This is a genomic window from Paramagnetospirillum magnetotacticum MS-1, from assembly GCF_000829825.1.
Lineage (GTDB): Bacteria > Pseudomonadota > Alphaproteobacteria > Rhodospirillales > Magnetospirillaceae > Phaeospirillum > Phaeospirillum magnetotacticum.
In genome coordinates, this window is record NZ_JXSL01000005.1 from 1 (window position 1) to 14,087 (window position 14,087).

At 57.9% G+C, this 14,087-nt stretch carries 16 protein-coding genes; 8 read left to right on the forward strand and 8 right to left on the reverse strand.

The annotated features are described in order from the left end of the window. Positions 1–294: 294 nt before the first annotated feature. Together CCC_RS00165 and CCC_RS21920 are read right to left on the reverse strand one after the other, a co-directional pair. The gene (locus CCC_RS00165) at positions 295–1,149 is read right to left on the reverse strand and encodes a hypothetical protein (RefSeq protein ID WP_041039063.1); all 855 of its coding nucleotides are present in this window, start codon (positions 1,147–1,149) and stop codon (positions 295–297) included. A gap of 2 nt (positions 1,150–1,151) precedes the next feature. Next, positions 1,152–1,628, reverse strand: coding sequence for a hypothetical protein (locus CCC_RS21920; protein WP_152619643.1), 477 nt, complete (start codon positions 1,626–1,628; stop codon positions 1,152–1,154). Positions 1,629–1,908: 280 nt separating this feature from the next. Between CCC_RS21920 and CCC_RS00175 the strand changes: the two genes are divergently transcribed. Then, entirely contained in the window at positions 1,909–2,121 is a 213-nt protein-coding gene (locus CCC_RS00175; protein ID WP_041039067.1) for a hypothetical protein, read from the forward strand. A gap of 4 nt (positions 2,122–2,125) precedes the next feature. Here CCC_RS00175 and CCC_RS00180 read toward each other — a convergent pair whose 3' ends face one another. The 4 genes from CCC_RS00180 to CCC_RS22335 form a co-directional block, all read right to left on the reverse strand. After that, complete coding sequence (locus CCC_RS00180) at positions 2,126–3,079, reverse strand: site-specific integrase (RefSeq protein ID WP_009866158.1); 954 nt, start codon at positions 3,077–3,079, stop codon at positions 2,126–2,128. Between the two features lie 519 nt (positions 3,080–3,598). After that, positions 3,599–4,078: a TIR domain-containing protein gene (locus CCC_RS00185; RefSeq protein WP_041039069.1), complete on the reverse strand. Its 480-nt coding sequence runs from the start codon at positions 4,076–4,078 to the stop codon at positions 3,599–3,601. Positions 4,079–4,090: 12 nt separating this feature from the next. Then, positions 4,091–4,510 (reverse strand): hypothetical protein, encoded by a 420-nt coding sequence (locus tag CCC_RS21460; RefSeq protein ID WP_201773267.1) that lies wholly within the window; start codon positions 4,508–4,510, stop codon positions 4,091–4,093. Positions 4,511–4,601: 91 nt separating this feature from the next. Further along, positions 4,602–4,955: a hypothetical protein gene (locus CCC_RS22335; RefSeq protein WP_160295483.1), complete on the reverse strand. Its 354-nt coding sequence runs from the start codon at positions 4,953–4,955 to the stop codon at positions 4,602–4,604. A 230-nt stretch (positions 4,956–5,185) separates the two neighbouring features. Here CCC_RS22335 and CCC_RS21925 point away from each other — a divergent pair, with 230 nt between their 5' ends. Continuing rightward, positions 5,186–5,557: a DUF6626 family protein gene (locus tag CCC_RS21925; protein WP_152619644.1), complete on the forward strand. Its 372-nt coding sequence runs from the start codon at positions 5,186–5,188 to the stop codon at positions 5,555–5,557. A gap of 288 nt (positions 5,558–5,845) precedes the next feature. Here CCC_RS21925 and CCC_RS00200 read toward each other — a convergent pair whose 3' ends face one another. Continuing rightward, complete coding sequence (locus CCC_RS00200) at positions 5,846–6,067, reverse strand: hypothetical protein (protein WP_041039073.1); 222 nt, start codon at positions 6,065–6,067, stop codon at positions 5,846–5,848. A gap of 117 nt (positions 6,068–6,184) precedes the next feature. Here CCC_RS00200 and CCC_RS20915 point away from each other — a divergent pair, with 117 nt between their 5' ends. Beyond that, positions 6,185–6,637: a DUF6641 family protein gene (locus CCC_RS20915; protein ID WP_152619645.1), complete on the forward strand. Its 453-nt coding sequence runs from the start codon at positions 6,185–6,187 to the stop codon at positions 6,635–6,637. 64 nt (positions 6,638–6,701) lie between these two features. Next, the gene (locus tag CCC_RS00210) at positions 6,702–6,995 is read left to right on the forward strand and encodes a hypothetical protein (RefSeq protein ID WP_041039075.1); all 294 of its coding nucleotides are present in this window, start codon (positions 6,702–6,704) and stop codon (positions 6,993–6,995) included. 6 nt (positions 6,996–7,001) lie between these two features. On the opposite strand, the gene CCC_RS00215 is transcribed toward CCC_RS00210, so the two are convergent. Then, positions 7,002–7,277 (reverse strand): hypothetical protein, encoded by a 276-nt coding sequence (locus tag CCC_RS00215; protein ID WP_041039077.1) that lies wholly within the window; start codon positions 7,275–7,277, stop codon positions 7,002–7,004. A 441-nt stretch (positions 7,278–7,718) separates the two neighbouring features. On the opposite strand from CCC_RS00215, the gene CCC_RS00220 reads away from it, so the two are divergent. The 4 genes from CCC_RS00220 (at position 7,719) to CCC_RS00235 (ending at position 14,030) form a co-directional block, all read left to right on the forward strand. Beyond that, entirely contained in the window at positions 7,719–7,988 is a 270-nt protein-coding gene (locus CCC_RS00220; RefSeq protein WP_009867402.1) for a hypothetical protein, read from the forward strand. 8 nt (positions 7,989–7,996) lie between these two features. Then, positions 7,997–10,162 carry a peptidase domain-containing ABC transporter gene (locus CCC_RS00225; RefSeq protein ID WP_009867403.1) on the forward strand — a complete coding sequence of 722 codons (2,166 nt, stop codon included), beginning with the start codon at positions 7,997–7,999 and terminating at the stop codon, positions 10,160–10,162. Continuing rightward, complete coding sequence (locus CCC_RS00230) at positions 10,159–11,802, forward strand: HlyD family type I secretion periplasmic adaptor subunit (protein WP_009867404.1); 1,644 nt, start codon at positions 10,159–10,161, stop codon at positions 11,800–11,802. The genes CCC_RS00225 and CCC_RS00230 overlap by 4 nt, the downstream gene beginning before the upstream one ends. 209 nt (positions 11,803–12,011) lie before the next feature. Beyond that, on the forward strand, positions 12,012–14,030 hold the full coding sequence (locus CCC_RS00235) for a hypothetical protein (RefSeq protein WP_041039081.1): 2,019 nt from the start codon (positions 12,012–12,014) through the stop codon (positions 14,028–14,030). Positions 14,031–14,087: the final 57 nt, after the last annotated feature.

Sequence of the window (14,087 nt, forward strand, 5' to 3'; positions counted from 1 at the left end):
AGGAGGTGCAAGATCACGCCACGGATTGGCTATGGACCTACAACAACGACAGACCCAATATGGCCATCGGCGGCATCACACCCGCCCAGAAACTGAAATTGGCCGCGTGAGTTCTATGTTCCAACCCCGTTAAAAACGGGGGGATTACCCTACAATGCACTACAGATACTACAATATACTACGGCGACAGCTGCGGCGTAATAAGCCTGAAATTTCAATGCTTTGATCAATAGTACCGTGCGGTTTGCCGTGCGGGTCATCGTGCGGTCAACCCAGCGGTTTGCCATGCGGCATTCAGGCTTTCCGCGGCATGTCCTTCTTGGCTTTCAGGAGACGAACAATACGCCTGGAAACTGTGTCAGGATCAAGCCGCTGCCCCGTCATTTTCATGAACTCTCTGGCGATATCGGTCGGACTGACCTTGATGTCGTCAGCAACGGTCAATCCGGTATAGCGCATGGCGGCGACCTTGCGAGCCAACCAAAGCTGTTCCCACTCGGCCGCCTGATTCTGGATCTGAGGTGTGCGATGCCTACCCAGCCATTGCCCGAAACGCTTGGCTTCCTTTCGCCACTCGACCAGTGCTGAACGCACCTTGGCAGGGCGCAGCATGGCAAGGTCCCAAACTTCATCTAGCTCCAGGCCGAGTGCGGTGATCTTCTTATCGAATCCCCATTCCGCAGTTGCGAAGTCGGCCGCCTTCTCTAAGTCGAATCCGTCAGCAAAGATCGGCTGCACGTTTTTAGAGCAGCGATCCGAGGAAAAGTTCTGGTTTCCAAGCCAATCCAGATCAAGCACCTGAAGATCAATCGCGAAATGCCCATCTATTTCTGACCATTCCGGAGACTTCGAGTGGACGACCTTCATCCGTGGACGATAGATTGGCGCGATCTCTCGGCGTAAATTTAGCTCCATTGCCAGTGCAAAATACTTACCGCGGAGACAATCGAATACTGCACGATCATGGCGGTTACAGTCCATGTCATTCGCTATACGACGCATGCCGTCGAGGATCATGTCTGTTGGGCGCTTTGAAAGGTCTGCGGCTTTTGGTTCAGGTAGAACGTAGGTCGATGGCTTCTTCGTCAGTGGCTTGGACGGCGAGATGATCGAATGGCTTTCGGTCAGAGGGATTGGATCGTCAAACATGGTCAAACCTTCTTCGGCGTGATGGTATCAGCGATCTGACGCGCAAGATCACGCGCCACTGACGGATGAAATGGGTGTTTGATGGTTTCGATGCTGGTGATCAGGCTCAGGACGAAGCCGTTTCCTTTGCGTCGGTAGGTGATGTCATCACCCGTGATGGTTCTTGCGTCCCCTGCGCAGCCCTGCCCCATCGCGATGGATAGTGTGTCGGCGTCTTGCATGGCTAACTGGAGCCGAACAGCCTGGTTGTCAGGTCGGTCGATGCTGACCATTACGACTGGCGTTTCATTGTCCGGCCCTATGGCGCGTATGACCTTGAAACCAGGAAGACCAAAACAGCCGGTATCAGACCACTCCCGAACGATGATCTGGTCCAGCCATTCTGACACCGTGACACCTTCACGTTCCGCCATCAGGCGAAGCTGTCTGGCGCGCACGGCGTCAATGGTAAGTCCGCTTTGATGTGGTCGGCGTGCCATGCGATCTCCGTTTATAATGCACGTGCATTTGATGACTCGATTCCGACCCAGAGTCAAGCCGCTCTACAAGGATGTACTGAAGATGGTCGCGGATCAGCCGCCATCCGGGCCAGCAGGTGCTGGATTTTCTAGGACTTCGATCTGCCCCAGCTATAGCAGCACGAGCGTGAGCGATAGGCGGCGTTGCCCAGTCCGGCCCTATGACTTTAGTTTCAATACGTCACTTGATCACACCGCCATCAGTGTGCAATGAAGCGGCCCCAAGGGAAGGGAGCGGGTCATGAAAGCTGTTGCCCTCGGCGATCTTTATCAGAGCGATGGTCGGAGCCGGACGGTTTGGTCGGTGGACAGCATCATCGACGTCCCGAAATCTGGAACCATGGTGCGGCTGACCAAGATCGATGGTTATGGCTCGGCGACGGTCCATGCGTCACAGCTGGGCATCGGCAGCGGGTTCACCAAGATCGACGAGGTTCTAATCCAGACAGGTTGATGCATCAACCCAACCGCAGTGCCAAGTCCTCGGCCCGCAGATGGGTGTACCGTTTCAACATGGTCAGGGTCTTGTGACCGCTGATGGCAGACACCTCCATCACATCCAGCCCCTTCTCGAACAAACGAGACACGCCTTCATGACGCAGATCATGGAAGTTGATGTTGTCCAGACCGATGCGGGTCCGCAGGCGATCCCATGCAAGACGGACGGCGTTCTCGGACACCATGAAGACCTTCTCTGGATCACGATCAGGTTGTTGCATCAACCCGGTTAGCGTCTCCACCGCCCTGGTAGACAGCGGCACGTCGCGGCTCGATCCATTCTTGGTCATGGACAGGTGGGCAACCCGACGATCAAGATCAATGTCGGACCACCGGAGCGATAACATCTCTCCACGGCGCATGCTGGTTTCCACTGCCAGCACTACCATGGGCTTGAGCCACCGGATGCGGCCCCGGTCGCAGGCAGCAAGAATGCGCCGCTCCTCATCACCTTCAAGACGGCGGTCACGGCCACGGGGAAGGCTAGGGCGACGAACAAGCTTGGCGGGATTGCGAACCAGATAGATGTTCCAGTCCTTCATGGCGGTGTCGATGGCTTGGCTGATGGTGGCGATCTCCCTGACCACCGCCGCCGGACCAACGGACTGGAGACGCTCATCACGATAGGCGGCAATGTCAGAACTGGAAAGAAGCGCCAAGGTCCGATGCATGATGTCATGACGCAGCATGGCATTGATCCGGAACACCTCGATCTTGGCACCGCGCTTCCTGGGCGTCACCTCTTCGCGATACCGGGTCATGATCTCGGCGAGAGTTGTATCCTCGGCGAGCTTGGTGTCGGGAAGGAACCCGCACCGATCAACCTCGGCTTCCAGATCACGCGCCCACTTCTCGGCATCGGTCTTCTTGTCGAAGGATTTGGACCTCGGCGCGGTGCCCTTCCGCCGCACCATCGCCTGCCACCTACCCCGGAGTTTCCTGATCGTCGCCATCGTCATCACCATCGTTGAGGTTGTCGATGAGTGATTCTTGGACGCCGCGATCAGGAAGTGAAGGAAAAGTCCATGTGGGTGTGCCTGGATCGTGCCGCTGGCATAATTTGAGACTAAAATGCGGTTAGTTCGGAACACACTGGGGCTAAGCCAGGCTTATGCTTGGCTTGTTCCTGACGATGTCTGTGGCTTTTACTTTCGGAGGGCAGCGCTCTATCCAGCTGAGCTACGGCTGCGCGGGTCTCGGGTTAACGAGAGGCGAGGGTTATAGCGCAAGGCGGCAGCGGTGGGAAGGGGGAAGCTGTGTGGATACCGACTCTGCTTCCCCCACTTCCCCTCCAGCACGAGTTTGCCGAACGAGTGGCAGAGGTTGAAGGCATTGCCACCTTGAACGATAAGGCGGTGGTAGCGGCGGAACAGTTGGCTCAATCGCTTATGTCCCAGGTGTTCGGGAAAGCGTAATGGCTGCAGGTCCGGATTTTACCGCCCCGCCTTCTTTGCGGCAGCTTCAATCCAGTTACCCATCTTGTTGTAGCCGTCATCGTTGACCCAGTCATAGGTGGGATAGGTCACCACATTGCCCTGGGCATCTTTGAACGTCCAATTGCTGAAGGGATTTGCCCCTTTTGTGTCGGTCTTGCTGCTGGAATCCTTCAGATTGTGAATGTAGATTCCCAGCAAGCCATTCCCTTTCTTATGGCTTTGAGTGATTTCGTACCCAACATATTCTCGAGTCGAAGTCTCAGAACCAATTAGTACGACGGTGACCGATGTGCCTTTCAGTTGGTCATCGATCCATGTCTTGATGGCTGCCTCACCTTTTCTCTTGACCTCTTCCCATGCCGCCGAATCCCAAAATCCTGCGGCGGCTCTATCTTGCGTGACCCAGCTATTCCGAACCTGCCCTGCCCGCCACACATCACGCTCGAAGTGAAAACTAAAAAAGGTATGCCGTGCCATTTTTAATCACTCCTATGATTTGATCAGAGCCAACATCGCTACAACGATCGTGATAAGAACGGCACCATGGAATGCCAACAGCGTTCTCGAGAAAACCGCACTTATCCATGGTGGAGTGCTGTTGTGAACAACAAGTGTGTTCATTGAATAATCAATATCGTCAGGGTTTAGAACCCGCACCCTGTCGTAAAGAGATCTAAAAAGTCGCTCTTGCCAGAGAAAATATCCATCGAGCATCCAAAAAATAAGCGTTGGAAAATACGCAATATATATAAAAACAGGCTTTGACTCTTTCGCCCCAAGGGCGACAAGACCAGAGACAAGTATGACGGACCAGCCTTTTAATAAAAACGAATTATTTGAAAGACGATTTACCACCCCCTGAATCATATTCAAGTGAGTATGTTTAGCGTCCATTGCTTTGTCCCCCATACCCACAAATCCCCCGAATTATGTGCCACAAAGCTTGACCGACTGACGAGTCGGTATTCTACCAAAAGAGGATGGACTCTCAATGAGTCATTCAATCGGGGACCAACCATCGACCACCACGGTCCAGATCACCGTCCTGAACCTTGCCCCGATGCGAGGTAGCGGAAACCTTCTGGCATTGGCTGACGTCGAGGTGTTGCTCGATGGCGTCTCCATCATTCTTCATGGTGTCCAGGTTTTTGCCACGGATCAACGCACCGAGGTCAGATTGCCCAAGTACCGTGCCCCAGATGGGAACTGGATGGCGGCGATCACCTTGCCAGACGAGGTGAAGGGTCCAATGGGTGATGCCGTGATAGCCGCTGGCATCGAAGCTGGAGTATTGCGGGAGACCGCTCCAATTCCTGGGCGAATCGAAGGGCGCAGTGCTTCGCTGATGAATCATGGCTCATTCCGACATGGTATAGCATCGGGGTAAGCACTCAATGATAGAGATTTTATTATTTGTGACTGAATAATACATTCATAAGAGATGGCTGTTTTAGGGATGGCGATCGTGCCACCGGCAGAGTTGAGAGTCGCAACTTTTGTCGAGGGTTTGGTCGACAAACATAAACCGGTATTATCACTTCCTTGATAAATAGATCACAAACCTATTTGAGAAGGAGGAGTGCTATGACGAATATTACTTTTAACAATGTTACAAACAGATTGAAGGCTGCTGGCAAAATTAAATCAGAAGCCGATATGGGGAACCTACTGGGGAAAGGTCAATCCTACGTATCATCAAGAAAGTCCAAGAATCGACCACCATCACTTGACGCGTTGACCCATTTAGCTTTCAATCTGGAGCAGGACATCCAAGAATTTCAGGATGAAGCCCGTGAGGGATTGGCATCGGCGGAAGAATGGGAATCTGCCAGCATCTTGTGGGATCTCCAGAACGAGGTGTTCGCCGTTATCAGGGAAACGGTGCAACGGGACCGTCCCGAGATATTTGACCGTCATCCCGAATTGAAGCGGATGACCTCTTGGATCAAGGACTGATCGGATTCCAGCAAGATTCCCGGGAATCTTCCCAGTGGTGTCCAGTAATCAAAAATCCCTAACGAAACTCCTCTAGATAGTAGTTTCGTCTGGGATTTTTCGGGGCACCAAGGGGCAATCACCTGCAAAAATATCTGCAATACCAGATGGTTAGCATGGACATGAGGCAGAAACCCACCAGGGAAGCCGACCAATGGCTCGTTCGATCTGGCTGGTGGGATTGGGCATTCCTTCCAGAGAAGCCCCGTATGGGCTTGAAAATGGCTTTCCCCACCATCGAGGGCAAATTCATCCCTTGTCCGATTTGGACATGAGGACGGCAAGGTCGCTCTGGGTCTTGATCATCTTGGTCCGTTGCCCATTGATCTGCTCCCGCTTCTTTGCCAATGCAGCCTGCTGTTTCATACGTTTTGCTTGATCAGCTTTGGCATCTGCCTGCTTGGTTAAATTACCAGATAGGGTGTTGGCGGATTGGTTTTCTGTAATCGTCATAAATTCGTGATATCTCATCTGTATGCCTCCGTAAAATGGTTCAACAGTATTTATGTTTGATATGTCGAATAGAGCTGGACTGATATTTTTGATCGCGTTACTGGTCGCTTCAGGGCAATATTACTGGAGATGACCATGTCCCTTTCCGAATTGAAGTTCAGCACCGATAAGCGTCCCACTCCTGCTTTTCGTGCCAATCCCACCGAGAAGGCTCGGAGTGCCGTTCTTGCCAGCATTGCCGTTCAACGCACCCTGTTGAATTCGGAACGCACTGGCACCGCCCACAGCATCACCAAGACGGTCAAGACCGTTGATACCGATGGCAATGTCATCACCAACACGGTGCAGCGGAAGCCCCGCAAATGGTGGTTCACGAATCCGCAGGGCGTGTTCCTGATCGAGGTTCTGTTTGGTGGTCAGCCCATCGCCATCAACGGCAAGCAGACTGCCATTGAAGCTGGAGACCTTGATGGGGTGGAGAAGGTGCTGACCATCATCGCCACCGCCGTTGGTGCTGGCGAGTTGGACAAGGTTCTGGCTGATGCCAAATCCAAGCGGAAGGCTGGTCGCCCCAAGAAGGCGTCCTGATGTTTCCCACGATTCCCACCTTCCCCTTTTGAATAATTGGGTGAAGGTGGGAGGAGGAGTTCCAATGAGCCGCCAAATTTCAATCCATACCGCATACGACGGCACCATCACCTTCAAGGATGCCATCAATGGCAAGGCGATTGGCTATGCTGGCTGGGCGGGCTTCATTGCCAGCATCATCCATACGCAGGGTTGGCGGGCATATGGTTCGCCATCCCAAGAAGGGGGCTACTTCATTGCCCTTCAGCATCCCCATATTCCCGAAGACCTTCCCATCGACCCAGGCTTTCATGGATGGCATAGACTTCAACTGGACGACCTGCTGGATTTTGCAGGTGATGATGGGCTGGTGATTTAGACGGGTTCAGCGACCCAACGGGACTGCCGCCAGTTCAACTTCTCCACCAGCACCAAATTGGGTCTGCATCACGGCGAAGGCGTATCGTTCCCCATCGGTAGGACGCCTCGCAGTCAATTTGGCAACTTCATCGGGAGTCGGGTCACGATAGCCAGCCTGCCCATTCAACGGCATCGCCAGGAAGCCAGAAGCGTTTTTGACCGCTGAACGGAAGTCACCCGCCCGAACCATACAGAAGGGCTTATGGTTATAATCCACGGCAAACAGCACACGAACAGCCATTGGTTCCTCCTCTCAAATTCAATGGGCTAATGTTCACCATTTGTTCTAATCGGGTCAAGTGGAAAGAATCTGGTGATGACGCTATCTAATCGTCGGATTGTTCGCTGGTAGTGCGTCTAAAACAGGGGTATAATTTGGCATTAAACGCGTATCAATACACAAGCGATACACACGAACAACCGACCATGAAATTATTTAACAATTACAATGACATAGTTGGCGTTACAACCCCTCCGAAGGCAGAGGTCGTAGGTTCGAATCCTACCGGTTGCGCCAAATTTTCCGCTTTGAATTGATGCGCAAAATTCCAGTCCCCGGATCGCGCCCGGTCCGGCGGGGTGGGTTTCTTGCTGCGATTTGGCTGGGCAAGGCACGGAGATTGACCGGGCCGCGTGGCTGGTTCACCATTCACGGCCTTATGCCGTTCAGAAGGAATGGCCTATGCCGGGAGATGCGGCCGAGATGATCGAAGAGAACTTCGCCGATGTGCTGGACGGCATCGCCATATCCAACGGAATCGTCCGCATGTCCCTGGCCAAGGCCGATCCCGATGTGCAGGGCAAGACCATTCCCGTTTGCCGGGTGGTGATGCCGGTTCGTGGATTTCTCGACGCCTATGAGACCCTGCTGGAACATGCCAAGGGGCTGGCCGAGGCTCCGGTGGTGGTGACGGCGGCCCCGGTGGCGCCGCGTTCGCCCAATTTCGGCTGAGATTTCCCATGACCGAAGGCCTCGCCCAGCCCATGACCGTGGTGGAGTGCTTCTCCCTGCTGGCCCGCCATCACGGCATCGAGGTCACCACCGAAAGCCTGGTGCACGAATACGTCCTGGACGGCACCAGCGTCTCCCACGCCCAACTGGTCTCCATGGCCAATGCCAATGGTCTGAAGGCGAAGGTCTCGTCGCTGTCATGGGGGGATCTGGCCAAGCTGGGTCAGGCCTTTCCCGTCCTGGGGCTGTTGAAGAACGGCAATGGCGTCATCTTTTCCGGCATGCGCGAGGAGAACGGCGTGCTGGAACTGGCGGTGATCGATCCGCTGGCCGACCGGCCGGGCTTTATCTTTCTCACCCGTGACAAGCTGGCCGAGGCCTGGGACGGCCATGTGCTGCTCTTGAAGCGCCGCCATTCCCTGTCCGATCCCGACCAGCCTTTCGGCCTTGCCTGGTTCGTGCCCGAGATCTTGAAGCAATCGCGGACCTTCGGCCATGTGGCCTTGGCCGCCATCTTCCTGCATCTGATCGGGCTGACCACGCCCTTCTTCTTTCAGATCGTCATCGACAAGGTGCTGGTCCATCACAGCCTGTCGACCCTTTACGTTCTGACCGTGGGCGTCTTGGTGGCCATCGGATTCGAAGCCGCTCTGGGTTTCTTGCGCAATTACATGCTGCTGTGGGCCACCAACAAGATCGATGCGCGGCTGGCGGCCCGGACCTTCGACCATCTGATGCGCCTGCCCATGCACTTCTTCGAGCAAAGCTCGGCTGGCGTGCTGGTCAAGCACATGCAACAGACCGAAAGCATCCGCGAATTCATGACCGGCAAGCTGTTCATGACCGCGCTGGATTCCACCGCCCTGCTGCTGTTCATCCCCATTCTGCTGTTCTACAGCGTGCCCATGGCGCTGATCGTACTGACCCTGTCGGGGCTGGTGGCGGCCATCATCTTCCTGGTGATGCCCATCTTCCGCCGCAACCTGGAAATGCTTTATCAGGCGGAAGGGTCGCGTCAGGCCATGCTGGTGGAGACCATCCACGGCATGCGCACCGTGAAGGCCCTGGCCATCGAGCCCGACCGCCGCAAGCAATGGAACGACCGCACCGCCCAGGCCATCACGCGCCACTTCGCCGTGGGCCGTATCTCGGTGGGCACCAATGCGGTGGTGGCGGGGCTGGACAAGCTGTCCTCGGTGGCGGTGGTGTTCTTCGGCGCCCTGTTCGTGTTCGACGGCAAGCTGAGCGTGGGCGAAGTGGTGGCCATCCAGATGATGGCGGGCCGGGTCAGCGGGCCGCTGGTGCAACTGGTCCAGGTGGTCAACCAGTTCCAGCAGACCTCGCTGTCCATCCGCATGCTGGGCGAGGTGATGAACCGCAAGACGGAGCGTTCGGGCGGCACCGCCTCCTTGCATCCCCAATTGACCGGCGATATCCGCTTCGAGGATGTGACCTACCACTATCCCGGCGCCGCCACCCCGGCCCTGGCCCATGTGGAGGTGGAGATCCGCAAGGGCTCCATGGTGGGCGTGGTGGGACGCTCCGGCTCGGGCAAGACCACCTTCACCCGGCTGCTGCAGGGGCTGTATCTGCCCCAGGCGGGCATGATCCGCTTCGACGGCTTTGATATCCGCGAGTTGGACCTGGCCCATCTGCGCCGCTCCATCGGCGTGGTGGTGCAGGAAAGCTTCCTGTTTCGGGGCTCGGTACGCGAGAACATCGCCGTGTCCAAGCCCGGCGCGCCCTTCGAGCATATCGTCGAGGCCGCCAGGCTGGCCGGAGCCGACGAGTTCATCAAGCGCCTGCCCCAGGGCTACGACACCATGCTGGAGGAGAACGGCGCAAATCTGTCGGGCGGCCAGAAGCAGCGGCTGTCCATCGCCCGCGCTTTGCTGCCCCAGCCGCGCATCATGATCTTCGATGAGGCCACCAGCGCGCTCGACCCGGAAAGCGAAGCCATCGTTCAGGAAAACCTGGACCGTATCGCCGAGGGCCGCACCATGGTGATCGTTTCGCACCGGCTGTCCAGCCTGACCCGCTCGGATGTGATCCTGGTCTTTGATCAGGGCCGTGTGGTGGATGCGGGCAGCCATGCCGAACTGCTGACCCGCTGCGAGATGTATCAGACCTTGTGGCGGCAGCAGACCCGCTTCATGGCGGAGCCCGCATCATGACCACAGCGCCGCGCATGGATGCCGAGGACGGCCAGATCCTGTTCCGCGAAGGCGAGCCCCGCCAGGGTGTCTGGGTAATCGCCGAGGGCAGCGTCAGCTTGAGCCGCGGCAGCATCGCCCTGGCGCGCTTAAACAGCGGCGCCCGCCTGGGCGAGGAGGGGGAGGGGGTCTGGGACTTCACCGCCACGGCCCAGGGACGGGTGAGGCTGACGCGGCCCACCACTTTGCCCACCACCATGGCCGAAGCGGGTGAAGTGGCTTTGGGCGCCGCCCAGCGGCTACAGCGCGGCGTGGCGCGACTGCTGACGCCTGATCAACACTTAAGCGGCGATCTTCTCGATTTCCAGCCCGACCTGATCGAACTGGAGGAGCGCCCGGCGCCGCGGGCCGCCGAATGGAGCCTGTTCGCCATCATCGCCGCCATCGTCTTTTCGGTGCTGTGGGCGTCTCTGGCCGAGGTGGACCGGGTGGTCACCGCCGAGGGCCGCCTGATCACCACCGCGGGCAAGATGGTGGTTCAGCCCCTGGAAACCGGGGTGGTGCGCTCTATCCGGGTCAAGGTCGGCCAGCCGGTGCGCCAAGGCGAGGTGCTGGCCACACTGGACGCCACCTTCACCGAAGCCGACGCCAATACCAGCCGCAATTCGCTGGTCAGCCTGGATGCCCAATTGCTTCGCCTGGAGGCCGAATTATCGGGTCAGATGCCGCAGAGCTTCTCCCCCGATGCCCGCGAGAACGCATTGCAGGCCGATCTGCTGCGTCGCCGTCAGGCCGAGATCAAGGCCAATCTGGCCGCCATCGACGGCGAGATCGGCGCCCTGTCGGCCGAACTCAACACCAATCTTCGCGACCAGAAGGACGCCGAGAAGGCCTTGCGGATCGCCCGCGAGGTGGAGGATATGCGCCGCCGTCTGGTGGAAAAGGACGCCGGGTCCAAGCTGCAATTGCTGGAAGCCCAGAACCGGGTCTTCGCCGCCGAGCGCGACATCAACCATTCCGCCAATACCGCGCAGCAGGTGTCTCAACGTCTGGCCGCCGCCCGCGAGAAGCGGATCGCCTATCTCAGCGAGACCCAATCCAAGGCCACCCAGGAAGTCCAGTCGGTGCGCCGCGAGCGCGACAAGGTCTCCGAGGATCTGAAGAAGCAGGACCGCCGGTCCAGTCTGGTGACGCTCACCGCGCCGGTGGATGCGGTGATTCTTGAAGTGGCGCCGCGCTCGGTGGGATCAGTGGCCTCCCAGGCGGAACCCCTGATCACCATGATTCCGCTGGATGCGCCGCTGGAGGCCGAGGTGGACATTCCCACCCTGGACGTGGCCCTGCTGCGCACCGGCGATTCCGCCCGTATCAAGCTGGAGGCGCTGCCCTATCAGCGTCACGGGATCCTGGAGGGGCGTGTCGACGTGGTCAGCGGCGACGTCCTCAAGGCCGAGAAGAGCGGCCCCATGGGCCAACAGGCTTCGGTCTATCGCGCCCGGTTGGCATTGCTGACCCGCGAGCTTCGCAACGTGCCCCCGGATTTCCGCCTGATCCCTGGTATGGCGGTCACTGCCGAGATCAAGATCGGCACGCGCCGCGTTATCACTTATTTCATTTATCCGTTGTTCCGCGCCCTGGATGAGAGCTTCCGCGAGCCGTGATCAACCCAAGGTGGGGCGGCAAATATTCATCTGATATTTAGTCAATAAAATCAGCGCGGTATCCTGTCTCCACCCGATAGCATCCGGGTCCGATAAGGCTGTAAATAGTGTGATCTGGTCCACAGACGCCTTTATCCGGAATGGATAGGGTGATGATCGATGGAACGGGACGCTCCCCTGGGGAGCTGATGAAGACACAGAGGGATATTATGGCCAAGATCTCCACTGCTCGCCGCTGGACCTCGGAACAAGGCTTGGAAATGGACGCTTCGGCGTTCAGCTTCGGCAGCTCCACCTATGCCGACGAACTGGTTTCCGCCAAGACGGTCAGCGTGACCGATAGCACGGTCTCGTCGGAAAGCATGAGCAGCAGCGAGCCGGGTGAAGCCGCGGGCTTTACCGCCAATCCCGGCATCGGCACCTACAACGCCCAGATTGGCAGTGCCGCCAACGCCTATATGATCAATGCCGCCCGGCAGTCCTTCATCTCGCGGCCCAACGGCCTGTACAATATGGGCTCCATCTTCTCGGTGAACGCGGCGGCCTCCAACGCCCCGTCCTATATCTCGCTCACCGTCTATGACCGCGATAATTACGGCGGCAAGGAGACCTATAACTACGGCACCATGATCGCCACCAACGGCGCCACCTACACGGCGGGCGGCTATACGGTCAGCTTCACCAAGGTGGGCAATCAGTATGTCACCGGCAACGGCCTGACCCTGTCGGACTTCACCTTCAAGGCCTCGACCCAGGAAGACCGCGTCGCCAATTTCGCCGTCTACGCCTACGACTCCGCTGGTAAGGTGTTGACCAGCCGCAACGTCGAAGTGGTGACACATGCCAGCACCGTGGACACGACCCCGGGTCTGGCCACCGCCGCCGAGATCGCCAAGACCGCCCAGTCCATGATCGGCAAGGTTTGGGACGCGTCGGGCTGTTGGAATCTGGCCTGCGACATCTCCGCCACCTCGGGCGCGGCCTTGGGCATCAATTCCGGCTGGATCAGCCCGTCTGTGGGCACCAACGGCCAGTGGAACGTGGCCTATTCCGGCTATAACGGCGTCAACGCCAACTGGATGAACACCATCCAGGCGGGCGACATCGTCGAACTGGGCTGGAAGAACGCCAATTACGGCCATATCTTCACCATCGACCGGGTGACCAATGGCGTCGCCTATCTGGTGGACAATTCGGGCAGTTCGGTGAAGGGCGGCGACGCCACTGACGTCTATGTCACGGAGCGCAAGCTCTCCGACTACGCGCCCTACATCAATCAAAGCACGGTGATGGTGTTCCGCGCCAACGGCACGGCGGCGACCACCGCCAATATGACCGCCACCACCGAGGTCAATCCCTACACCAATCTGACCTCGGGCAAGACCGTTTCCCTGGCCTCCATGGTCAGCGCCAGTGATACCGACAACGATGCCATCACCCAGTACAAGGTGATGTATGGTGGCTCCAACGGCAGCAAGGTGACCCTGAACGGTGTCACCCAAAGCGCCAATACCTGGTTCACGGTGACCGCCGCCCAGATGGCCTCGTCGCTGAACTATACCGCGGGCTATGGTTCCAGCTCGGATAACCTCTCGGTCATGGCCTATGACGGCAAGGCCTGGGGCACCGCCAGCACCGGCCGTGTGGTCAGCCTTTACGACCAGACCGGTCAGAAGGACGAGCAGACCTTCCGCAATCTGGGCGTTCTCGACAAGGCCAATGCGCCGACCCGGGCCACCGAATGGGTGGGCTCGACCGACGCTTACGACACCTGGACCTTCTCCATCTCCAGCCAGCCCACGGCGGTGGATATCCAACTGTCCAACATGACCGCCATGGCCAATCTTTATGTCTACAGCAGCACGGGTCTGGTGGGCGCCGCCTATGGCAACGCCTACAACAACACCGCCTGCAAGCTGACCGGCACGCTGGGCGTCGGCACCTATACGGTGCGGGTCATGAGCTATCTGGGCAATACCGACTACGACCTGACCGTGGGCAAGGCCGGAACCCTTCCCGCCGTGACGTCCGGCGGCACCACCCAGGCCATGTATTCCGGCACCACCTTGAAGCCCACCCAGGGCGAGGTTCCCAACTTCGCCATGGACCCCCTGACCTCGTCTTTGGCCCTGGCCGACAGCATGGGTCTGGGCAGCGGTCTGGTTTCCGCCGCCATCACCAACCAGCCCACCAACCAGAACGACCGTCTGCTTCTGGCCCAGGCGTAACCCGATCGGGATCTGTACAATGGCCGGGGGGCCTGCTCCCCGGCCATTTTTGTCGCC

Excerpts from the sequence above, each read along its gene's own strand:
- CCC_RS00165 (WP_041039063.1), bottom strand. The coding sequence starts at position 1,149 with ATGTTTGACGATCCAATCCCTCTGACCGAAAGCCATTCGATCATCTCG.
- CCC_RS21920 (WP_152619643.1), bottom strand. The coding sequence starts at position 1,628 with ATGGCACGCCGACCACATCAAAGCGGACTTACCATTGACGCCGTGCGC.
- CCC_RS00175 (WP_041039067.1), top strand. The coding sequence starts at position 1,909 with ATGAAAGCTGTTGCCCTCGGCGATCTTTATCAGAGCGATGGTCGGAGC.
- CCC_RS00180 (WP_009866158.1), bottom strand. The coding sequence starts at position 3,079 with ATGGTGCGGCGGAAGGGCACCGCGCCGAGGTCCAAATCCTTCGACAAG.
- CCC_RS00185 (WP_041039069.1), bottom strand. The coding sequence starts at position 4,078 with ATGGCACGGCATACCTTTTTTAGTTTTCACTTCGAGCGTGATGTGTGG.
- CCC_RS21460 (WP_201773267.1), bottom strand. The coding sequence starts at position 4,510 with ATGGGGGACAAAGCAATGGACGCTAAACATACTCACTTGAATATGATT.
- CCC_RS22335 (WP_160295483.1), bottom strand. The coding sequence starts at position 4,955 with ATGATTCATCAGCGAAGCACTGCGCCCTTCGATTCGCCCAGGAATTGG.
- CCC_RS21925 (WP_152619644.1), top strand. The coding sequence starts at position 5,186 with ATGACGAATATTACTTTTAACAATGTTACAAACAGATTGAAGGCTGCT.
- CCC_RS00200 (WP_041039073.1), bottom strand. The coding sequence starts at position 6,067 with ATGAGATATCACGAATTTATGACGATTACAGAAAACCAATCCGCCAAC.
- CCC_RS20915 (WP_152619645.1), top strand. The coding sequence starts at position 6,185 with ATGTCCCTTTCCGAATTGAAGTTCAGCACCGATAAGCGTCCCACTCCT.
- CCC_RS00210 (WP_041039075.1), top strand. The coding sequence starts at position 6,702 with ATGAGCCGCCAAATTTCAATCCATACCGCATACGACGGCACCATCACC.
- CCC_RS00215 (WP_041039077.1), bottom strand. The coding sequence starts at position 7,277 with ATGGCTGTTCGTGTGCTGTTTGCCGTGGATTATAACCATAAGCCCTTC.
- CCC_RS00220 (WP_009867402.1), top strand. The coding sequence starts at position 7,719 with ATGCCGGGAGATGCGGCCGAGATGATCGAAGAGAACTTCGCCGATGTG.
- CCC_RS00225 (WP_009867403.1), top strand. The coding sequence starts at position 7,997 with ATGACCGAAGGCCTCGCCCAGCCCATGACCGTGGTGGAGTGCTTCTCC.
- CCC_RS00230 (WP_009867404.1), top strand. The coding sequence starts at position 10,159 with ATGACCACAGCGCCGCGCATGGATGCCGAGGACGGCCAGATCCTGTTC.
- CCC_RS00235 (WP_041039081.1), top strand. The coding sequence starts at position 12,012 with ATGGCCAAGATCTCCACTGCTCGCCGCTGGACCTCGGAACAAGGCTTG.